Annotated in this window: 21 protein-coding genes and 1 tRNA gene; 11 read left to right on the top strand and 11 right to left on the bottom strand. The window is 62.4% G+C overall.

The window, feature by feature from the left end; translation table 11 throughout:
* Window positions 1–2: 2 nt before the first annotated feature.
* Window positions 3–683, bottom strand: a complete 681-nt coding sequence (locus V3C85_RS12785; protein WP_331795485.1) for a transglycosylase SLT domain-containing protein — start codon at window positions 681–683, stop codon at window positions 3–5.
* A gap of 179 nt (window positions 684–862) precedes the next feature.
* Here V3C85_RS12785 and V3C85_RS12780 point away from each other — a divergent pair, with 179 nt between their 5' ends.
* Genes V3C85_RS12780 through lpxK form a run of 3 tightly spaced genes read left to right on the top strand, consistent with a single transcriptional unit; the run spans window position 863 to window position 3,327 of the window.
* Window positions 863–1,108, top strand: coding sequence for a DUF4170 domain-containing protein (locus V3C85_RS12780; protein WP_331795484.1), 246 nt, complete (start codon window positions 863–865; stop codon window positions 1,106–1,108).
* Between the two features lie 12 nt (window positions 1,109–1,120).
* The gene (locus V3C85_RS12775; RefSeq protein ID WP_331795483.1) at window positions 1,121–2,317 is read left to right on the top strand and encodes a 3-deoxy-D-manno-octulosonic acid transferase; all 1,197 of its coding nucleotides are present in this window, start codon (window positions 1,121–1,123) and stop codon (window positions 2,315–2,317) included.
* Window positions 2,317–3,327, top strand: coding sequence for a tetraacyldisaccharide 4'-kinase (gene lpxK, locus V3C85_RS12770; protein WP_331795482.1), 1,011 nt, complete (start codon window positions 2,317–2,319; stop codon window positions 3,325–3,327). The genes V3C85_RS12775 and lpxK overlap by 1 nt, the downstream gene beginning before the upstream one ends.
* A gap of 76 nt (window positions 3,328–3,403) precedes the next feature.
* On the opposite strand, the gene V3C85_RS12765 is transcribed toward lpxK, so the two are convergent.
* Genes V3C85_RS12765 through V3C85_RS12755 form a run of 3 tightly spaced genes read right to left on the bottom strand, consistent with a single transcriptional unit; the run spans window position 3,404 to window position 5,784 of the window.
* A complete protein-coding gene (locus tag V3C85_RS12765; protein WP_331795481.1) occupies window positions 3,404–4,555 on the bottom strand; it encodes a CaiB/BaiF CoA transferase family protein in 1,152 nt (383 codons plus the stop codon).
* The gene (locus V3C85_RS12760; RefSeq protein WP_331795480.1) at window positions 4,556–5,251 is read right to left on the bottom strand and encodes a DsbA family protein; all 696 of its coding nucleotides are present in this window, start codon (window positions 5,249–5,251) and stop codon (window positions 4,556–4,558) included.
* Window positions 5,248–5,784 (bottom strand): DUF721 domain-containing protein, encoded by a 537-nt coding sequence (locus V3C85_RS12755; protein ID WP_331795479.1) that lies wholly within the window; start codon window positions 5,782–5,784, stop codon window positions 5,248–5,250. Before V3C85_RS12755 ends, V3C85_RS12760 begins: the two co-directional genes overlap by 4 nt.
* A 151-nt stretch (window positions 5,785–5,935) precedes the next feature.
* Here V3C85_RS12755 and V3C85_RS12750 point away from each other — a divergent pair, with 151 nt between their 5' ends.
* Window positions 5,936–6,925: an A/G-specific adenine glycosylase gene (locus tag V3C85_RS12750; RefSeq protein WP_445942018.1), complete on the top strand. Its 990-nt coding sequence runs from the start codon at window positions 5,936–5,938 to the stop codon at window positions 6,923–6,925.
* Window positions 6,926–6,971: 46 nt separating this feature from the next.
* The gene (locus V3C85_RS12745) at window positions 6,972–8,117 is read left to right on the top strand and encodes an alkane 1-monooxygenase (protein WP_331795477.1); all 1,146 of its coding nucleotides are present in this window, start codon (window positions 6,972–6,974) and stop codon (window positions 8,115–8,117) included.
* A 166-nt stretch (window positions 8,118–8,283) separates the two neighbouring features.
* Here V3C85_RS12745 and mtaB read toward each other — a convergent pair whose 3' ends face one another.
* Both mtaB and dapF read right to left on the bottom strand, forming a co-directional pair.
* Window positions 8,284–9,540 carry a tRNA (N(6)-L-threonylcarbamoyladenosine(37)-C(2))-methylthiotransferase MtaB gene (gene mtaB / locus V3C85_RS12740; RefSeq protein ID WP_331795476.1) on the bottom strand — a complete coding sequence of 419 codons (1,257 nt, stop codon included), beginning with the start codon at window positions 9,538–9,540 and terminating at the stop codon, window positions 8,284–8,286.
* Window positions 9,537–10,379: a diaminopimelate epimerase gene (gene dapF / locus V3C85_RS12735; protein ID WP_331795475.1), complete on the bottom strand. Its 843-nt coding sequence runs from the start codon at window positions 10,377–10,379 to the stop codon at window positions 9,537–9,539. Before dapF ends, mtaB begins: the two co-directional genes overlap by 4 nt.
* Window positions 10,380–10,476: 97 nt before the next feature.
* Between dapF and V3C85_RS12730 the strand changes: the two genes are divergently transcribed.
* Window positions 10,477–10,552, top strand: a tRNA-Lys gene (locus V3C85_RS12730).
* A gap of 253 nt (window positions 10,553–10,805) precedes the next feature.
* On the opposite strand, the gene V3C85_RS12725 is transcribed toward V3C85_RS12730, so the two are convergent.
* The 4 genes from V3C85_RS12725 to V3C85_RS12710 form a co-directional block, all read right to left on the bottom strand.
* The gene (locus tag V3C85_RS12725; protein WP_331795474.1) at window positions 10,806–12,041 is read right to left on the bottom strand and encodes a saccharopine dehydrogenase family protein; all 1,236 of its coding nucleotides are present in this window, start codon (window positions 12,039–12,041) and stop codon (window positions 10,806–10,808) included.
* Between the two features lie 73 nt (window positions 12,042–12,114).
* Window positions 12,115–13,209: a carboxynorspermidine decarboxylase gene (locus tag V3C85_RS12720; RefSeq protein WP_331795473.1), complete on the bottom strand. Its 1,095-nt coding sequence runs from the start codon at window positions 13,207–13,209 to the stop codon at window positions 12,115–12,117.
* 175 nt (window positions 13,210–13,384) lie between these two features.
* Complete coding sequence (locus V3C85_RS12715) at window positions 13,385–14,089, bottom strand: winged helix-turn-helix domain-containing protein (protein WP_331795472.1); 705 nt, start codon at window positions 14,087–14,089, stop codon at window positions 13,385–13,387.
* Window positions 14,061–14,324 carry a hypothetical protein gene (locus V3C85_RS12710; RefSeq protein WP_445942017.1) on the bottom strand — a complete coding sequence of 88 codons (264 nt, stop codon included), beginning with the start codon at window positions 14,322–14,324 and terminating at the stop codon, window positions 14,061–14,063. The genes V3C85_RS12715 and V3C85_RS12710 overlap by 29 nt, the downstream gene beginning before the upstream one ends.
* A gap of 309 nt (window positions 14,325–14,633) precedes the next feature.
* On the opposite strand from V3C85_RS12710, the gene V3C85_RS12705 reads away from it, so the two are divergent.
* From V3C85_RS12705 to V3C85_RS12695, 3 genes are all read left to right on the top strand, one after another.
* Window positions 14,634–15,209 (top strand): hypothetical protein, encoded by a 576-nt coding sequence (locus V3C85_RS12705; protein ID WP_331795470.1) that lies wholly within the window; start codon window positions 14,634–14,636, stop codon window positions 15,207–15,209.
* Between the two features lie 113 nt (window positions 15,210–15,322).
* Window positions 15,323–15,967 (top strand): ribonuclease HII, encoded by a 645-nt coding sequence (locus tag V3C85_RS12700; protein WP_331795469.1) that lies wholly within the window; start codon window positions 15,323–15,325, stop codon window positions 15,965–15,967.
* A 90-nt stretch (window positions 15,968–16,057) separates the two neighbouring features.
* On the top strand, window positions 16,058–17,179 hold the full coding sequence (locus V3C85_RS12695; protein ID WP_331795468.1) for a site-specific DNA-methyltransferase: 1,122 nt from the start codon (window positions 16,058–16,060) through the stop codon (window positions 17,177–17,179).
* Between the two features lie 207 nt (window positions 17,180–17,386).
* Here V3C85_RS12695 and V3C85_RS12690 read toward each other — a convergent pair whose 3' ends face one another.
* Window positions 17,387–17,692, bottom strand: coding sequence for an HNH endonuclease (locus V3C85_RS12690; RefSeq protein WP_331795467.1), 306 nt, complete (start codon window positions 17,690–17,692; stop codon window positions 17,387–17,389).
* A gap of 56 nt (window positions 17,693–17,748) precedes the next feature.
* On the opposite strand from V3C85_RS12690, the gene V3C85_RS12685 reads away from it, so the two are divergent.
* Together V3C85_RS12685 and V3C85_RS12680 are read left to right on the top strand one after the other, a co-directional pair.
* Window positions 17,749–19,059, top strand: coding sequence for a mechanosensitive ion channel family protein (locus V3C85_RS12685; protein WP_331795466.1), 1,311 nt, complete (start codon window positions 17,749–17,751; stop codon window positions 19,057–19,059).
* Window positions 19,055–20,200: a TIGR03862 family flavoprotein gene (locus V3C85_RS12680; RefSeq protein WP_331795570.1), complete on the top strand. Its 1,146-nt coding sequence runs from the start codon at window positions 19,055–19,057 to the stop codon at window positions 20,198–20,200. Before V3C85_RS12685 ends, V3C85_RS12680 begins: the two co-directional genes overlap by 5 nt.
* Window positions 20,201–20,242 lie beyond the last annotated feature (42 nt).

Raw genomic sequence — 20,242 nt, 5'->3', positions numbered from 1 at the left:
CCTCAGCGCAACAGAAATGGTGTGGCTAGGGCGGCATCTTGCGCCACCAAAGACCCCAGGGCCCCGCCGCCGCCTTGCAGCAGGGGGTAAGTGTTCGTGCGGGGGGCGGCAGGGGCCGCGGGTGACATTGCGGCAGCCGGCGGATCACCCGGCGCGCCAAGATGCTGGGCGACCTTGGTCAGATAGCCCTCGGCTGCGTCAGATTTGCGAGAGTGATAGGCACCAATCGCGCCCTCCCATGATCCTGTCTCGGCCAGCAAGCGTTGCAGAAAGCGCGCCGCATAAAGGGCATTCCGATCGGGGTCGAACATCGCTTCGACTGACGGAAAGGCCTCATTGTGCCAACGCCAGTTGATTTGAAAACAGCCGATGTCGATGTTTGTTTCGCCGGCCGACAAAGCCTGTTTGACGTGATCAACCGCCAGATCGCGGCTGTCAAAAAAGCTGCCGCGGCCGCCTTGATTCACCGTCCAGGGCCAAGGGGCAAAGCCGCCCCCCTGTTGGCGGCCCGCCTCAACCCGCGCGATGGCCAGAAGAATAGCCTCTGGCACACCGGTTTGACTGGCCGCATTGGCAGCGGCATGGTCGCACGAGGGCCCCTGCCGCGATGCCAGAACCGGAAGTGGCAACGCGGCCAGCACAAGGAACAGCGCAAGCAAGGCGGTTTTCTGCACAGGTTTCACCCGATTTCCGATCAAGTTCTGCGATCAGCGCCACGATAGGCTGCCAATCCTTCCCAATCGGTAAACGGGTCCAGACGGGCTTGACCCGGCACCTGACCTCGCTAGGCTGCGCGCATTCAGCAGGGCCGACTCGTCTGCACCTTCATGGCCTTGTTTCCCAAAGCAGATCGGAGCGATAAATGGCACAGCGGCTTCACCTCGTCTTTGGAGGCGAACTGGTCGATCCCTCAAAATCGGTGTTCAAGGACGTGAATGATATTCACATCGTGGGCATGTTTCCCGATTACGATTCGGCCCACAAAGCGTGGAAAGCCGAGGCGCAGCGGACCGTGGATAACGCCCATATGCGCTATTTCATCGCCCATATTCACCGCCTGCGCGACGAAGAGATTGCGGGTTCCCCGACGGGTGAGATGGGCGCGTAACCTGGCAGGCGCATGGTTCATTCCCTTGGTCTGACGCTGTATACGCTGCGCCCACGGCCCCAGGCGGGGCGGGTGGTGCAGCGGGCTGCGCGGCCAGGTGGCCCGCTTGTTTGGCTGCATGCGCCAACTGCCGATTGCGTGGCGGGGCTGGCAGAACTTGCCCGGACCCTGATGGATGAAGACGGCTGCGCTGTGGTGCTGACCTGCCCAGAGGTTGTCGCCGTGCCCATAGGGGTGCTGTATGAGGCGCCCCCGGAAGACGACCCTGCCGACATACGCGCCTTTTTTGATCATTGGCGCCCTCAGGTTGTCGTGTTCTCTGATGGCGAACTGCGCCCTGCTGCCCTGCATGAAGCCGATGAACGCCGCATTCCTGCCCTGATGCTTGATGCGCGAACCCCCTATATTTTGCGCGGGCGCGATGGCTGGTATCCAGGGCTTGTGAGATCTTCGCTGCAAAGCTTTCAGCATGTGATCGCGCTGGACGAAGCCTCGGCCCGCAGTTTTCGGCGGGCTGGGGCGGCCCAGGCGTCGGTTCGCGCGATGGGGCGCTTGGAAGAGGAAAGTGCAGCGTTGCCTTGCCTTGAGGCTGAGCGGGCGGCTTTGGCAAAGCTGTTGGCCACGCGGCCGGTCTGGTTGGCCTCTGGCCTGCCCGAGGCAGAGGAAGCGGCGGTGATTGCGGCGCATCGGTCCACGCTGTCTTTGGCGCATCGTTTGTTGCTGATCATCGCCCCGCAAGAGGCCGAACGGGCCGATGCCTTGGCCGCGCGTTTGGCACAAGAGGAAGGCTGGGTGGTGGCGCGGCGAGCGCAAGACGAAGAGCCAGAGCCAGATGTCGAGGTGTTCATCACCGATGGCATGACAGAACTGGGGCTTTGGTATCGCCTTGCACCCATTACATTTTTGGGCGGCAGTCTGGCGGGCAAGGGCTGCTTGCGCAACCCGATGGAGCCCGCAGCCTTGGGGTCTGCCATCCTTTACGGCCCTCGTCCCGGCCCCCATGGCAGCAGCTTTGGTCGCCTTGGGGCGGCGCGGGCGGCGCGGGCGGTGGGGAATGGGCGAGATCTGGCCGAGGCTTTGGCGGATCTGATGGCGCCGGACAAGGCGGCGCGGTTGGCGCAATCGGCTTGGGGCGTTGCTTCGGCCGGGGCCGATGTGACGGCGCATGTGCTGGATTTGATCCGTGATCTGATGGCGAGGGCAGGGTGATGCGCCCTTTGGCCTTTTGGCAGAATTCACCAAGGATTCCAGGCCTTTGGGCGTGGCTTTTATGGCCTTTGGGGGCGCTTTATGCCCAAGCGACAAAGCGCCGGGTGGCCAAGCAGGGGTATCGGGCCAAAGTGCCTGTGATCTGTGTGGGCAACCTGAATGTTGGTGGCACAGGCAAGACGCCGACAACCATTGCGCTGATGGGCCTGCTGATGGCGCGTGGTGTTAAATGCCACGTTGTTTCAAGGGGTTATGGAGGTTCGGCGCAGGGGCCTTTGCGGGTTGATCCGCTGGGGCAGCGGGCTGATCTGGTGGGGGATGAACCCCTGCTGCTGGCCGCCTTTGCGCCGACTTGGGTGGCCAAGGACCGAGAGGCCGGGGTGCGGGCGGCCGAGGCGGCGGGGGCTGAGGTGGTCTTGCTGGATGATGGGTTCCAGAATCCAAGCGTTATCAAGGACTTGTCGATCATAGTCGTTGATGCGGCGCGGGGGTTTGGCAATGGGTTTTGTCTGCCTGCTGGGCCCTTGCGGGAACCGGTGGATCAGGGGATGAAACGGGCTGATCTGGTGCTGTCGATCGGGCCAGATGAGGCGCAGAAAACCTTTGCAGATCAATGGTCTGGCGCCCTTTCCGTGCCGCATCTGACGGCCCGACTGGCACCTGTGCAGATGGGGATGGACTGGCAGGGGCAGCGGGTTTTGGCCTTTGCGGGGATTGGGCACCCGGAAAAGTTCTTTGCCACGCTGAAAGCCGAAGGCGCAGAGGTGGTGAAGGCCGTGGCGCTGGATGACCATCAGCCGATTTCTGATATTCTTCTTAATAGGTTAGAGGCTGAGGCCCAAGTGCTGGGCGCGCAGTTGGTGACCACGGAAAAAGACCAGATCCGGCTGCCTGCAGCCCATCGGCATCGGGTTTTGGCCATGGTGGTGCGGTTGCAGTTTGACGATGCAACGGCATTAGAGTCCGCATTGGACCGGCTGCTGAAACCGCAAGCCACCAGCGTGGGATAGGCGTGGTTGTTGCGTGGTGCATCTGTGGTTCATCCGTGGTCACAGGCGTGACCACAGCGAAACCCACAAAGGGCCGCTATTCCTTGAGGTCGGATTGATGCTGGCCCAAGCGGGGCGCGGCGTGATCCAGCGCCAGATCGGCCCCGGAAAACCGAAACGGTGAGCGGACGCCGGGAATGCCCTGTGGCGCGATCTGCATGCCGCGTGCCACGATTTGCGGATCGGCAAAAACCTCGGCCAGATCGTTGATCGGGCCGGCGGGCACGCCCTGATCTTCGCAGGCGGCCAAGAGATCGGCCTTGGTCCAGCGGCGCGTAACCTCGGTCAGGCGGCGGGTCATTTCGGCGCGATTGGTGACGCGGTCGGCATTGGTGGCAAAGGCGGGGGCGGTGGCCATATCGTCAAGGCCCAGAATGGCGCAGAGCTTGCGATACTGCCCATCGTTGCCCGTTGCCAGAATCAACCAGCCGTCGGCGCAATCGAACACCGCATAGGGCGCAAGATTGGGGTGGGCATTGCCCATTTTTTGCGGCGCAACCCCGGTGGCCAGATAGTTCATCGCCTGATTGGCCATGATGCTGGCAGCCACATCCATCAGCGCCATGTCGATCTGCTGGCCAAGGCCGGTCGTCTGGCGCTGGTGCAGCGCGGCCAGAATGGCGGTTGCGGCATAGACGCCAGTGAAAATATCGGTAACGGCGACGCCCACCTTTTGCGGCTGACCATCAGGCTCGCCGGTCACACTCATCAACCCGGCCATGCCTTGAATGATGAAGTCATAACCCGCGCGATGCGCATAGGGACCGTCTTGCCCGAAACCGGTGATCGAGCAATAGATCAGGCGCGGGTTCACCGCCCGCAGGCTGGTATAATCCAGCCCGTATTTGGCCAGACCGCCCACCTTGAAATTCTCGATCACCACATCGGCATCGGCCACCAGTTTGCGCACCAGTTCTTGCCCCTGAGGCGTGCGGAAATCACAGGTGACCGAGCGTTTGCCCCGGTTGGTGGCGTGGAAATAGGCGGCTGATCTGTCATCACCATTGTCGATGAAGGGCGGGCCCCAGCGGCGGGTGTCATCGCCTTCGGGGGCCTCAACCTTCAGCACATCGGCCCCAAGATCGGCCAGGGTTTGCCCCGCCCAAGGCCCGGCAAGGATGCGGGCCAGTTCGATGACCTTGACGCCAGTCAGTGGGGCGGGGGCCAGCGGGGCGGGGTTCGGGCTCATTTACTTGGCAAGCTCGGCACCGAGGATGGTTTTCAGTTCGGCATATGTCATGTTCGAATGAACCGTGCCGTTGATCACGATCGACGGCGTGCCCTTGATGTCATATTCGGCCATGTTCGCTTCGTAGTGATCGACCAGTGCCTGGGCCATGGTGCCATCTTGCAGGCAGGCATCCAGCGTTGCGTCATCCATCCCGGCGGTCTTGCCGATTTTCTTCAGATTGCCGACCACGATATTGGCATCATCCGACGCCGCCCATTCGGATTGGGTGCTGTAGAGGATGTCTTGAATGCCGAAATAGCGCATGTCGCCGCCACAGCGCGCCATCATCGCGGCCCAAAGGCCATAGCGATCAAAATAGACCTCGCGATAGACAAAGCGCACCTTGCCGGTATCGACGTAATCTTTCTTCAGATCCTTGAAGACGGCATCGTGAAAGGTGGCGCAATGCGGGCAGGTGTAGGATGCATATTCGATCATCGTCACCGGCGCATCTTCCTGGCCAAGGGTCATGTCCTTGATCTCGATCTGCGCAGGTGTGGCCGTGGCGGTGTCTGTGCTGGTGGATTGCGCATTCGCGGGGGCAATCGGCGTCAGCGGCAGGGCAGTGTCTTGCTGAGTCATCGACCACAGGCCGAAGCCGGCAACGGCAGCCACGGCCACGACGGCCAGAGAGGTTTTCAACGGTTTGGTCATTCGATTTCCTTCGCTTTGCGACGGTTTAGGATGTTTTGGGCCAAGGCTTCAAGCGCGGCGCGCAGGATGGCGTCTTGAATCGGCGCTGCGGTTTCTGCGGCCTTGGCGGCGATGGCGGGATCGGTGGGTTTTGGTGCCTTTGGGGCGGGGCTGAATTCGGCCTGCCCCTCGGCAAAGCCCACGGGGGCGGTTTGGGTGATGTGAATGCGCGAGATGGCGTTATAGCCGTAAACGGCATTCACCTTGTCGCGGATTCGGTCTTTTTGCATTTCCACCATCGGGGCCTGCGCGCCGGTGGTCAGCAGGGTCAGCGTTGCGCCAAGGCCTTCGCGGCCGTAACCCACCTTGACAGGGCGGGTGGTCTGGGCAAGGTCTTCGCCCACCACCTCGGCCCAGTGGGTCAGCAGACGGGCCACGGCAAAGCCCCGCGTTTCCCCGGCCCGGCGGACGGGTTCCTTCATGAATCCAAAGGCGGATTCAAAGCCGCGCATCCGGCGATGCGCCGAAGGAGGGGGGGCAGGGGTTCGGGCCATCTGGTCCTCTGGTTGGTTCCCGCTATCTTAGCCGGGCAAGCGCGAGGTGCCAGAGCTTTGGCGGCCGAAAAGCCGGGAAGGACCATAAAGATTGCGTGACGGAGATTTGAGTGCGGCGCTGCTGGCCTGGTATGACCGGGCGGCGCGGGTGATGCCGTGGCGCGTGTCGCCCGCCGACCGGGCCGCAGGGGTGCGGCCTGATCCCTATCGCGTCTGGTTGTCCGAGGTGATGTTGCAGCAGACCACGGTGGCGGCGGTGAAGGACTATTTCCACCGCTTTACGGCGCGCTGGCCCACGGTGGCCGATCTGGCGGCGGCGCATGACGACGCGGTGATGGGGGAATGGGCGGGGCTTGGCTATTACGCCCGTGCGCGTAACCTGCTGAAATGCGCGCGGGCCGTGGTGGCCGACCATGGCGGCGTTTTCCCGACGACGCGAGAGGGGCTGTTGGGCCTGCCGGGCATTGGCCCCTATACCGCCAGTGCCGTGGCGGCGATTGCCTATGACGAGGCCGCAGTGGTGGTGGATGGCAATGTCGAGCGGGTGATGGCGCGGTATTTCGCGGTTGAGCAGCCCTTGCCCCTGGCCAAGCCTGCCCTGACGGCACTGGCCGCGCGGCTGACACCGCACCATCGACCGGGCGATTATGCGCAGGCGGTGATGGATCTGGGGGCCACGATCTGCACCCCGCGCAACCCGGCCTGCGGCATCTGCCCCTGGATGGCCGAGTGTGCCGCCCGCGCGCAGGGCATTGCCGCCGAGTTGCCGCGCAAACTGCCCAAAGGCGACAAGCCGGTGCGGCACGGCACGGTCTGGATCGTCCGCCAAGGCGATGGCTTTGTGCTGGAGCGACGGGCAGAGCGGGGGCTGCTGGGTGGGATGCGGGGCTTTCCGGGCGATGGCTGGGATGGCGCGGGGGGCGAGGCCCCGGTCGCGGCCAAGTGGCACGAGGCCGGAGAGGTGCGCCATACATTCACCCATTTTCACCTGTATCTGCGCCTGATGGTGGCGGATGTGCCGGTTGGCGCACCACTTTTGCGCGGGGTCTGGGTGCCTCGGGCAGAGTTCCGGCCCGGCGATCTGCCCACCGTCATGCGCAAGGCATGGGACATGGCGTCAGCGGCCTTTGTGCCACGTTGATTGTCGCAAGCCTTGCGCGCAGGATGCGCGAAAACGGGGGGCGAAGATGACCACAATTCCGGCCGAACAGGTAAGCCAGTTCAAAAGCGCGTTGCCGTTCTGGCTGTCGCTGCTGATGGTGCCTTTGGCGCTGATCGGGGCCACGGTGGGTGGCTGGACGGTGCTGTTGCTGCCGGTGTTTTCCTGGGGGATGTTTTCGCTGCTGGATGCGATCACCGGGTTGAATGAGGACAACCCCGACCTGAGCACCGAAGAGGACGATCTGATCTGGTACAAGCTGATCACCCTGATCTGGGCCCCGTTGCAGGCCATCGTGCTGTTCGGGCTGATCTGGTATGTGCCACGCGCCGGCGATTTGGGGGTGGCGGAAAAGATTGGCCTGTTCTTTGGCATGGGCGTGATCTCGGGCACGATCGGCATCAATTACAGCCATGAACTGATGCATCAGAAAGATCGGCTAGAGCGCTGGATGGGGGATCTGCTGCTGGCGATGGTGATGTATGGCCATTTCCGCAGCGAGCATTTGCGGGTGCATCACCTGTGGGTTGGCACCCCGCGCGACCCGGTGACGGCGCGCTATAACGAAGGATTCCAACGGTTTTTCCCACGGGTGCTGCGGGGCAGCCTGCGTTCGGCCTTTGCGGCAGAAAAGGCGATGCTGGCGCGGCGCGGCCTGCCGGTCTGGCATCGGTCGAACCCGTTCTGGCGCTATGGCGCGTTGCAGGCCCTGGCCCTGACGCTGGCTTTTGCCTTGGGTGGCTGGCAAGGGCTGGCGCTGTTCTTGTGGCAGGCGGGGGTTGCCATCTGGCAGTTGGAACTGGTGAATTACATCGAGCATTATGGCCTGACCCGCCGCCATCTGGGCGAGGGAAAGTATGAGCATGTGCTGCCGCGCCATTCATGGAACGCGTCCCATCGGGCCTCGAACTGGTTGCTGATCAATTTGCAGCGCCATTCCGACCACCATTACAAACCCGACCGCCGGTTTCCGCTGTTGCAGACCTATGCCGAGGATGAGGCGCCGCAATTGCCCTATGGCTATCCGGCCATGACCACGATGGCGATGATTCCGCCGCTGTGGAAACGAGTTATGAACCCGCGTGTGCGGGCGTGGCGGCGGCAGTTCTACCCCGATATCACGGATTGGAAACCCTATAACAAGGCGCAGCACCCGATGCCGCGCGGCGCCTAAGGCAGGGGGCGCTGCCCCCTGTCGCGGTTTTTGCAAAACCGCTGACCCCCGGGATATTTTTGAACAGATGAAGGGGCCGGGCGCGGCGCTTTGGATTTCGCCTGTTCTTAAATATCCCCGCCGGAGGCACCTGCGGCTGGCACGGGGCGCAGAGTTTGGCCGGGGGTCAGGCCGTCAGCCGCTGGCCGCTGTGGCCGGTGATTGTTGCGGTGACGATCTGGCCTTCGGGTTGGGCCGTGGCAAAATCCACCTCGGTAAACTGCTCGGTCCGGCCAAGGATGGGCGATTCCAGCAAGATGCGGTGGCTTGCGCCGGTTTGTGCGGCCAGATGGCGCGACAGGGCGGCATCGCCTGCGGCGCGCAGGCGGGCGGCGCGGTCTTTGATCTGCGTGCCATTCACTTGGGGCATCCGTGCGGCGGGGGTGCCTTTGCGCGGGCTGAAGGGGAAGACATGCAGGAAGGTCAGGTCACAATCCTGCACAAGGCGCAGGCTGTTGGTGAACATCTCTTCGGTTTCGGTTGGAAAGCCTGCGATGATATCGGCCCCAAAGATGATGTCGGGGCGCAGGCGGCGGGCCTCTTGGCAAAAGGCGATGGCGTCGTCGCGCAGGTGGCGGCGCTTCATGCGTTTGAGGATCATGTCATCGCCCGCCTGCAAGGACAGATGCAGATGCGGCATCAGCCGGGGTTCGGTGGCGATGGCCAGCATCAGGTTTTCATCCGCTTCGATCGAATCGATCGAGCTGATGCGCAGGCGCGGCAAATCGGGCACGAGGCGCAGGATGCGCATCACCAGATCGCCAAGGCGCGGGGTTGCGGGCAGGTCGGCCCCCCATGAGGTGAGGTCAACGCCGGTCAGCACCACCTCGTTAAAGCCTTTGTCCACCAGGCGTTTGATCTGGTCGATCACCACGCCCGCCGGGACCGAGCGGGAATTGCCGCGGCCATAGGGGATGATGCAAAAGGTGCAGCGGTGGTCGCAGCCGTTTTGCACCTGCACATAGGCGCGGTGGCGGCCAAAGCCGTCGATCAGATGGCCTGCCGTTTCGCGCACCGACATGATGTCATCGACCATGATCTTTTCGCTGTCGCCGATGAAATCGGCGGGGCGGCGCAGGTTGGCCCAGGTGTCGGCCTGCATTTTTTCATGATTGCCGATCACGCGCGTGACTTCGGGCATCGCGGCAAAGGTTTCGGGTTCTGTCTGGGCGGCGCAGCCGGTGACGATGACCGCGGCGCCCGGATTTTCGCGGGCGAGTTTGCGGATCTCTTGCTTGGCTTTGCGCACGGCCTCGGCCGTCACGGCACAGGTGTTCACGATTACCGCGCCTTGCAGGCCGGCGGCTTGGGCCAGTTCCTTCATCGCCTCGGTTTCATAGGCGTTCAGGCGGCAGCCAAGGGTGGAAAAGACCGGGGCTGTCATGTCAGTTGGGCCAGAAAGGCATCAGACAGGTGCCCGTCAAAGACATGGGCTGTGGGGCCGGTCATCCAGACGCCGTCGTCGCGCCAATCGATGTCGAGTGTGCCGCCATCAAGATCAAGCCGCACCTGCCTGCCGGTCAGGCCGCGCAGGTGGGCGGCCACGGCGGTGGCGCAGGCGCCCGAGCCGCAGGCAAGGGTGATGCCGGTGCCACGTTCCCACACGCGCATGCGCAGGTGGTTGGGGCCCAGCAGGCTGGCGAATTCGACATTGGTGCGCTGGGGGAACAGCGGGTCATGTTCAAGGCCGGGGCCGCGGCCGGGCAGATCGACGGCTTCGGCATCTGCCACGAAGAACACGCAATGCGGGTTGCCCATACCCACGGCCGCCGGATCGCCGGGCAGGGGCAGGTGCAGCGGGTCAAGCTGGTGTGAGAGGGGGATCTGATTCCAATCAAGCTGGGGCAGGCCCATGTTGACGCTGACGCGGCCATCGGGCTGGCGGCGGGCCGACAGGGTGCCGCGGGTGGTGGTCAGGCTGATGGCCGGTTTGCCCAATTGCTGCATCATGTAGTCAGACACGCAGCGGGTGGCATTGCCGCAGGCCCCGGCGCGGCTGCCATCGTTGTTCCAGAAATCGAGCGTGAAATCGGTGTCGCCATGGCTGTCGCGAATCTCGGCCAGCTGGTCGAAACCCACGCCGCGATTGCGATCGCCCAGGGCCCGGGCCAATGCAGGGGTGACCCGCGCCGCGCCACCGCGCGAGTCGATCACCACGAAGTCATTGCCAGCACCGTGCATTTTCATGAAGGGCAGGCCAGAGGGGCGAGTTTTCTGGTTCATGGCCGGGCATATACGCCGGCTTTCGATAATTTGCCAGAGGGAAGCCTTTTTGCCCTTGACCCCATCCGCGCCTGCCCGTAATCAGCGCCCAAGTTGTGGGCCCGTAGCTCAGTTGGTAGAGCAACTGACTTTTAATCAGTGGGTCACAGGTTCGAATCCTGTCGGGCTCACCACTGAACTCTCTGATCGTCTTAAGATGGTTGCGTCTTGTGACAGCACTTCGAGGTGCTGCACTGATTGCCCGGAGACTGCTTCATCCTGTTCTTTTGAGGTTTGCGGCGCGACTTTTACAGGTTGTGTCTGCCAGATTGCATCAGTCTGGCAGCAAGGCTGCGGCAAGACCGTGATCTGGCAGTCGATACCACCCGTTTCCAAACACACATAAGAAAAAACCCGCCGAATCGGGCGGGTTTCTCTTTTGTCGGATCAGAATGTCAGAGGTCTGTCGCCCTTGGCATCCTTGATGCGGGTGGGCAGGCCGATCTGGTTCAGCAGATTGATGAACGGCGCGGGGTCCAGTTCCTCGACATTCACCATTGTGCCGACATCCCAGGTGCCATCGGCAATCAGCAGGGCGGCGGCAACCGGGGGCACGCCGGCAGTATAGCTGATGCCCTGGCTGCCGACCTCGGTATAGGCGTCTTTGTGGTCGGCGACGTTATAGATGAACACCTCGGCGGGTTGGCCATCCTTGGTGCCCTTGACCAGATCGCCGATGCAGGTCTTGCCCGTGTAATCGGGGGCAAGGCTGGCAGGGTCGGGCAGCACGGCCTTGACCACTTTCAGCGGAACAACCTCTTGCCCTTCGGCGGTTTTCACCGGCTTTTCGGACAGAAGGCCAAGGTTTTTCAATACGGTGAAGACGTTGATGTAATGGTCGCCAAAGCCCATCCAGAACCGCACATCGGCCTGCGGATAGTTGGCCGACAGCGAATGCACCTCATCATGGCCGGTCAGATAGGCCTTTTGGGTGCCAACCACGGGCAGATCCCATTCGCGGCCCACTTCGAACATCGTGTTCGATTGCCACGCGCCGTTCTGCCAGGAATAGACCGTGCCGGTGAATTCGCGGAAGTTGATTTCGGGGTCGAAATTGGTGGCGAACCAGCGGCCATGACTGCCTGCGTTGATATCTACGATGTCGATCGAGGCCACGCTGTCCAGCATATCGGCGGCGATGCGGGCATAGGCATTCACCACGCCGGGGTCAAAACCCACGCCCAGAATGGCCGTCACGCCGGCGGCGCGGCAGCGGTCGCGGCGCTTCCATTCGTAATTTCCATACCACGGCGGCGTTTCGCAGATTTTTTCCGGGTCTTCGTGAATGGCGGTATCCATATAGGCGGCACCGGTTTCGATGCAGGCCTCTAGCACCGTCATGTTCACAAAGGCCGAGCCGACGTTGATCACGATCTGCGCATCTGTCTGACGGATCAGGGCGGCCACGGCGGCGCTGTCCATCGCGTTCAGCGCATGGGCGGTAAAGACGCCGGGAACCTTCATGGCCGACTTTTCATGGACAGAGTCGATGATGGCCTGCGCCTTGGTCACGGTGCGGCTGGCGATATGCAGATCACCCAAACGGTCATTATGCTGGGCGCATTTATGGGCCACAACCTGAGCGACGCCCCCGGCGCCAACGATCAGAACATTCCGTTTCACTTCGAACCGTCTCCTTTAAGGACAGAGGGAGGTGGGGGCATCGCGCCCTTGGCTAGGGTGGGCACTGGCAGGATCAGCCAAGGTTGCCCTTGAAATCGGCATAGCCGAATTCCCGCGCAACCATCAGGCTGCCATCCAGTTCACGCACCACGATGCTGGGCATCTTGACGCCGTTGAACCAGTTTTTCTTGACCATTGTATAGCCCGCAGCATCCGCAATAGACAGCCGGTCGCCCACATTCAGGCGGTTGGGGAAGTTGAATTCGCCAAACACATCGCCCGCAAGGCAGGATTTGCCGCAGATCATATAGGGGTGGTCGCCCGAGGTTTCGATCTTGCCCGACAGGCGATAGATCAAGAGATCGAGCATATGCGCCTCGACGCTTGCATCGACCACCGCCAGATCCTTGCCGTTGTTCAGAACATCCAGCACCGTCACCTCAAGGCTGGCGGCATTGGTGATCGCGGCTTCGCCCGGTTCCAGATAGACCTGCACGCCAAAGCGTTGCGAAAACCGCTTAAGCCGCGCGGCCAGCTTTGCCACCGGATAGCCCGGCCCGGTGAAATGGATGCCACCGCCCAGGCTGACCCAGCTCAGGCGCGACAGCAGCGGGGCGAACTCGTCCTCGATCCGGGTCAGTTGCTGATCGAACAGATCAAAATCGGCATTCTCGCAATTGTAATGGATCATAAAGCCCGAAATCCGGTCCATCACCGTTTCAATCTTTTGCGCATCCCATTCGCCAAGACGGCTGAACGGGCGGGCCGGATCGGCCAGATCAAAACCGCTGGTGGAAAAGCGCGGATTCAGCCGCAGGCCACGGGCGATATTGGCCGACTGGTTGTCAAAGCGTTCCAGTTGGCCGATGGAATTGAAGATGATCTTGTCGGCGCAGGTCACGGCCTCGGCAATCTCATGGTCGGCCCAGGCCACGGAATAGGCATGGGTTTCCTTGCCAAAGGTCTCATGCCCCAGCTTCAACTCGTAAAGCGACGACGAAGTGGTGCCATCCATATGGTCGCGCATCTGGTCAAACACGGGCCAGGTGGCAAAGCATTTCAGCGCCAGCAAGACCTTGGCACCCGAGGCGTGTCGCAGCTCATCCATGATGGCCATATTGCGGGCCAGCTTGGCCCGGTCGATCTGGTAGAACGGCGTCTGGATCATCACATTCCCCCCAAGGGTGCATCAGGGACAAGAGGGGCGTTAAATAGGCCCCCACCCCCCCTTATGCAACCCCATATGCATCGGGCCTGTAACAGCCGGCTGACAGGGCGGGCAGGCGCAACCGCCGATGTCTTCACACAAATCGGCCCGGAATGGGGGGCGAATTCCGGCACGCCTAAACCATGCGGATCACATCCTTGCCCACGGCCAGCACATAGCCGCGCCGCGCGATGGTTTTCACCAGCAGTTCGCTGACCAACTGGTTGCCCAGCGAGTCGCGCAGGCGCTTGATGCGGGTGGCGCCTGCGGCTTCGTCGCAATCCACTTCGTTACGGCCTGAAATCACCGCTTCGATCTGCGCGCCGGTCAGCACTTCGTCATCCATCCGGGCCTCGGCCAGAACCGACAGGGTTTCCAGCGCGGCCTCGGTCAGTTGGAATTCCAGATCGTTGATGTAAACGGCCCGGCCTTCGCGGCTGATCATCAGGCTGGCCACCTGAATGCCAGATCGCTGGATCGCGGAAATACGCCGGTTCAGCGCGATGATCATCACCAGAAACACCAGCGCCGCAATCAGCAACGCCGTCGAAAAGATCAACAGCACAAAGATCACAACCCGATAGCTTTGCAGCACCTGCGCGAAAGAGGTGCCGCTTTGGGCCAGAATCTCCAGCAGCTTGATTTCGGCCCCGGTGGTCAGGTTGTCATTTTCGACAAACAGCCGTTCAACTTTTGCATTGAACGCATTGGCATCGGGCAGGTTCAGAAACAGAAACAGGGCTGCCCCGAACAGGATCAGCACAATGGCCGCGATGCCAAAGCCGACAACGCGGTTGCCAGCCCGCAGGCTGTCAGAAACGGAGGAAGTACTCTCCTGCACTCGCTTGCCTTTCGCCAAGGCCCTCGGGGCCAAAAGTGGAAACGACGTTCAACAGCGTCCAACCCGCAGCGGCCAGACGCCCCGACAGTTCGGCCTGTGCCCCTGCGCGTGAACAATTCGCATCGCTGACTTGCGCCACACCATAGTGCAGGCGCAAGGGGTTATCCTGCTTGGCCTTGTAATCTGCGTAACATTCCGCCGAGGCCGGGCTGGCGGCTGCCATGGCAACAGCCATAAGGGTGGGCAGCAGGCCTTGGCGAAGATGTGTTGAAAGGCGGTTCATCGGGTTCTCCTTTCCGGAGACGCGGCGGATTTGGCGTGTAAGGCCACATTGGCGCAGATCGGGTGTGATATTCAATATCGTCAGTCAGATCGGGGGGCTGTTATCCGATAGCGGCCGGTGGGGGCCGGGTCGCTATCGCCTAGCGGCGGGGCGATATTGTCTGTCTGGCGCAAGGGGGCCGACACTGGGCCCATGATGATCGCCGCGCTGGTTGCGACGGTCTGGCAGGCACGGTTCTGCCCCAGCCCAAAGGAGATGACCATGACAAGCGATGTGTTTTCGACCCGCAGCCAATTCTACAGCCGCAGCCTGCCCGCCGCCCGCCGCACCCCGGTGCGCGGTTTGCTGATGGCGCTGACCGTGGGGGTGACCGCCCTTGGCCTGATGCTGGCCTCGGCCCTGCCGGCACGGGCGGACAAGGCGGGGGATGATCTGGCCAAGGCCCTTGTGGCGGCCATTGCCCTTGGGGCGATCATTCATTCGCTGGATGATGACAAGGCCAATGCCAATGCCAAGGGCCCTTTGCCCAGCCGCCACGGGCTGGCCCCCCGCCTGCCCGCAAATTGCGCGGTCGATATCATGGGCAAGCGTCGCGCTGTGACCGTCTATCCCGCCCGCTGCCTGACGCGCAGCCGGTTTGAGGGCCGTTTGCCCCGGCACTGTGCCTTTGACGCCCGCATCAACGGCCGGATGGCCCGTGTCTATGGCGAAGACTGCCTGCTGGATGCTGGCTTTCGCGTCGAGGGGCGCCGGGGGGGCGGGCATGGCTATGACGACCGCCGCCGCGATTCGCACCGTGGCTATGATGATGACCGTCCGCGGCGGGATCGCTATTGATCGGCAGGATGGAATGGCGGGGGGCGGCCAGCATGCCGCTCCGCCTGTGGGGGCAAGGGGCCGAGCAGCCTTTGCCCCCTTTTTATCGCAGGTCGGCCGGGTTAATCAGGGCCATGGCAAAACCGGTTGCAGATTACAGCTATGAGCAGGCCGCGCAGGCGCAGGGCGCGGCCTTTGTCGTGGGGGTTGATGAAGTGGGCCGGGGGCCATTGGCCGGGCCGGTCACGGCCGCCGCCGTCTGGCTTGATCCGCACCATATCCCTGCCGGGCTGGCCGATTCCAAGACGCTGACGTTGGCCCGGCGCGAGGCGCTGTTTGAGATCTTGCACCAAGTGGCGCGGGTCAGCATCGCCCATGCCAGCGTTGAAGAGATCGACAGCCTGAATATCTTGCGGGCCAGCCATCTGGCGATGGAGCGCGCGATTGCGGGCCTGACCGCCGATCTGGTCGCCGACCATGCGCTGATCGACGGCAATCTGCTGCCCCGTGGTCTGACGATTCCGGCGCAGGCTGTGGTGAAGGGGGATGCCAAATCATTGTCGATCGCGGCGGCCTCGATTTGCGCAAAAGTCACACGCGATCGGCTGATGGTGGATTTGGCGCAACAGTACCCCGGATATGGCTGGGAAGCGAATGCAGGTTACCCGACAAAAGCCCATCTTCAGGCGCTTCTAAATCTTGGGGTGACCCCCGTTCATAGACGTTCATTCAAGCCCGTGCACAATATCTTGTATCAAGATGTTTCCGTAAGTGATTGATTCAAAAAAGGATTTGACGACGAATCGCCTCTGACTCATCTTATTCCCTACAAACGGCGCACAAAATGACGCTGGGCACAGAGGCAGAATATGACAAAAACGACCGCGCAGCCGGGGCCCCCGCTTCCGCTGAACCAGATCCTTGCAGGTGACTGCATCGAGACGATGAACAGCCTTCCCGAAGGCTCTGTTGACCTGATCTTTGCCGACCCCCCCTATAACCTGCAACTCAAGGGTGATCTGCACCGCCCCGACAACAGCAAGGTGGATGCGGTCGATGACCATTGGGATCAGTTTTCCAGCTTTGCCGCCTATGACGATTTTACCCGCGAATGGCTGCGCGCCGCGCGTCGCCTGCTGAAACCGCACGGTGCGATCTGGGTGATCGGCAGCTATCACAACATCTTTCGGGTCGGCGCCGCGATGCAGGATGCCGGCTATTGGATGCTGAACGATGTGGTCTGGCGCAAATCCAACCCGATGCCGAATTTCAAGGGCAAGCGCCTGACCAATGCGCATGAGACGCTGATCTGGGCCAGCCGGGAAGAAAATGCCAAATACACCTTCAACTATGAGGCGCTGAAGGCGCTGAATGACGGTGTGCAGATGCGGTCTGACTGGGTGTTGCCGATCTGCACCGGGCATGAACGGCTGAAGAACGATCAGGGCGAAAAAGCCCATCCGACGCAAAAGCCCGAAAGCCTGCTGCACCGCGTGCTGGTGGCGACCACCAACCCCGGCGATGTGGTGCTGGACCCGTTCTTTGGCACCGGCACCACGGGTGCCGTGGCCAAGATGCTGGGCCGCGATTTCATCGGGATCGAGCGCGAGGAAGCCTATCGCAAAGCCGCGACCGAACGTCTGGCCCGCGTGCGCAAGTTCGATGCCAGCGGTCTGGAAGTGACCGGTTCAAAACGTGCCGAGCCGCGTGTGCCCTTTGGCCAGGTGGTCGAACGCGGCATGCTGCGCCCGGGAGAGGAACTTTTCTCGGTTGGCAACCGGTTCAAGGCCAAGGTCCGCGCCGATGGCACGCTGGTCGGGCATGAGATCAAAGGCTCAATCCATCAGGTGGGGGCGGCTTGCGAAAAGGCCCCGTCCTGCAATGGCTGGACCTATTGGCACTTCAAGCGCGATGGCAAGATGATTCCGATCGACATCCTGCGCCAACAGATCCGCGCCGAGATGGAAGCAGATCAAAGCCGCCCGAACTGAGGCGCCCGACCCAAGGCCCGCTGGGGCCAGAGTGCCGCTGCGCTTTGCTTTACGCCTGCACCGTGGTCCGCCTGCGGTGCCTCTTGCCCCGCCATGTTGTCATGGCGGGGTTTTTTGCGGTTGTGGACCAGATGGGGGCTCTGCCCCCTCTGGGCCTGCGGCCCATTCACCCCCGGAGTATTTCGGCCAAGATGAAGGGCAGTCTGATCAGCGTTTCTTGCGCGGGCCACCCGGAACGCGCGACAGAAAACCGGGTGGGCGTTTGGCAACCCAGTCCAGAAACGGGCGCAGGCGATCAGACCCGCGCAGGTCGGCGGGAGTGTTGAACTGGCGGGCCAGTTCGGATTCGGTGAAACGGGCGTGAATTTCCTTGTGGCAGATATGATGCACAAGGATGGTGGGCCCACCTTTGCCGCCCTTTAGTTTCGGGATCAGGTGATGCAGGCTTTGGGCCACATCCGGGGGGATAGGGCGCAGGCAAAGCGGGCAGATCGGGTCAGGGTCACTTGTCATGGCTTGGGTTCCGGGCGAAAGAATGCGCCGAGGCGACGAAAAGGCAAGGTTTGGCGATGGATATGCAAAGCGAACTTGTGGGCAGGGTGATGGGCTGGCTGGATCAGGCCGCGCAGATGGCCTTGGGTTGGCTGACCAGCCCGGCCGCCTGGTCGCAATTTGCCCTGCTGGTTGTGGCCTATCTGGCGGCGCGGCTGATTGCAGGGCGGCTGTCGCGGACGCTGACGCGGATAGTGACGCCGGCTGCCGAGAAAGCCGGGATGATCGCCGGCCTGCGGCGCTTTTCGTTGCGGTTCCTGCCCCTGATGCTGCCCCTGATCGCCTATGGGCTGACGGCGCTGGGCGAGGCCTTTACCCGGTCGATGTTTGGCAGTGGCGATGTCATCGCCTTTGGCAAGCGTCTGTTCATCTTTATCGCCGCGCGGTTGCTGGTGCAGGAGGTGCTGACCGACGGGTTCCTGCGGCTGTTGGGGAAATATGTGCTGATCCCGGTGGCTGGGCTTTATGCGCTGGGGGTGCTGGACGATATCGTGCTGCGGCTGGAAGAGGCGCAGATCGTTCTGGGCAACATCCAGTTTTCGGTGATGGCGCTGATCCGGGGCGTGATTGCCGGGGCCCTGCTGTTCTGGATGGGCACCTGGTCAAACCGGCAATCGGCAGATTACATCAAATCGCAAAAGGAATTGCGCCCGGCCACGCGTGAACTGGCGGTCAAGGCGACCGAGATCCTGATCTTTGGCGCGGCCTTTCTGCTGTTGATGAGCATCATGGGCATCGACCTGACCGCCATTGCCGTGTTGGGCGGTGCGCTGGGCGTCGGGATCGGGCTTGGTCTGCAGCAGATTGCGGCCAACTTCATCAGCGGCATCATCCTGCTGGTCGAGGGCCAGACCACCGTGGGCGATTATGTGGAACTGGATGGCGGTGAAAAGGGCACCATCGTCAAGATGACGGCCCGGGCCTGTGTGCTGGAAACCTTTGACGGCAAGTGGATTGTGGTTCCGAACGAGCATTTCATCACCACGCGGGTGATCAATTACTCGGATGCGGGCAGCGCCAATCGGTATGAGGCCGAATTTTCGGTCAGTTATGACACCGACATCAACCGCATCCCCGACATCATCGAAGCCGCCGTCGCGGCCTTGCCATTTGTGCTGCAAAAACCTGATGGGCCGGATTGTGAATTGGCGGGCTTTGGCGAATCGAGTGTGGATTTCGTCGTTGAATACTGGGTGAACGGTATTGATGACGGTAAGAACAAGTATCGCTCGCCAGTCTTGTTCGCGATCTGGAACGCGCTGAAGGCCGAGGGGATCGAGATGCCCTTCCCGCAGCGGGTGGTGCATCTGAAGACCCAGAATGATTGATGCGCTGGTCATCGGGGCCGGGCCTGCCGGGTTGATGGCCGCCCAGGCCTTGGCGCAGGCCGGGCGCAAGGTGGTGGTGGCCGAGGCCAAGCCCACTGTCGCGCGCAAGTTTCTGATGGCCGGGAAATCGGGGCTGAACGTCACCAAGGACGACCCTTTGGCCGCCTTTGCGGCGCAATATGACAGCGACTGGCTGGCACCGATGCTGACGGAATTCGGCCCCGAGCAGGTGCAGGCGTGGTGCCGCGATCTGGGTCAGCCTGTCTTTGCCGGTTCATCTGGCCGGGTGTTTCCGGTGGCGATGAAAGGCTCTCCGCTGCTGCGGGCCTGGTTGGCGCGGCTGGCGGGGCTGGGGGTTGTGATCCGCACGCGCTGGCGCTGGCAGGGCTTTGATGGCGCGGGTCTGGCCTTTGACACGCCCGAGGGGCGGCAGGTGCTGCGCCCGGCGGTGACGGTGCTGGCGCTGGGTGGGGCCAGTTGGGCGCGGCTCGGCTCGGATGCCGCCTGGGTGCCGTGGTTGCACGACCGGGGCGTGCAGATCACCCCGTTTCAACCGGCAAACATGGGGTTTATGGTGCCATGGTCGCCACATATGGCGCGGCATTTCGGGCAGGCGGTCAAAGGCGCTGCGCTGCATGCGGGCCATCAGATCGAGCGGGGAGAATTCGTTGTTTCCTCGCGGGGTCTGGAAGGCGGCGGTATCTACGCCATCAGCCGCGCCCTGCGGCAGGGGGCCCCCCTGACACTTGACCTGATGCCTGATCTTGCCCTCACGGCATTGGCCACGCGCCTCGCGCGGCTTCGGTCGTCAGACAGTCTGGGCAACCGGTTGCGCAAACTGGGCCTTTCCCCGGTGGCGGCGGCCTTGGTGATGGAATTTGGCCGCGACCTGCCCTTGCATCAGGCGGTGACGGCCTTGCCGGTGCCGCTGGCTGGCCCGCGCCCCCTGGACGAGGCGATTTCGGTGGCGGGGGGCATTGCCCGAACGGCTGTGACCGAGGGGTTGGAGCTGCGCGCCCTGCCCGGCATTTTTGTCTGCGGGGAAATGCTGGATTGGGAGGCCCCGACCGGCGGCTATCTGCTGACCGCCTGCTGGGCCACGGGGCTGTGGGCTGGGCGACATGCGGCCACACAGGATTAACCGCCTTGGCGGCAAAACCTGCTAAACTGCCAGCGCAATCAC

Source organism: Pseudotabrizicola sp. L79, from assembly GCF_036553525.1.
Classification (GTDB): domain Bacteria; phylum Pseudomonadota; class Alphaproteobacteria; order Rhodobacterales; family Rhodobacteraceae; genus Pseudotabrizicola.
This window is presented reverse-complemented; position numbering and strand designations above follow the sequence as displayed.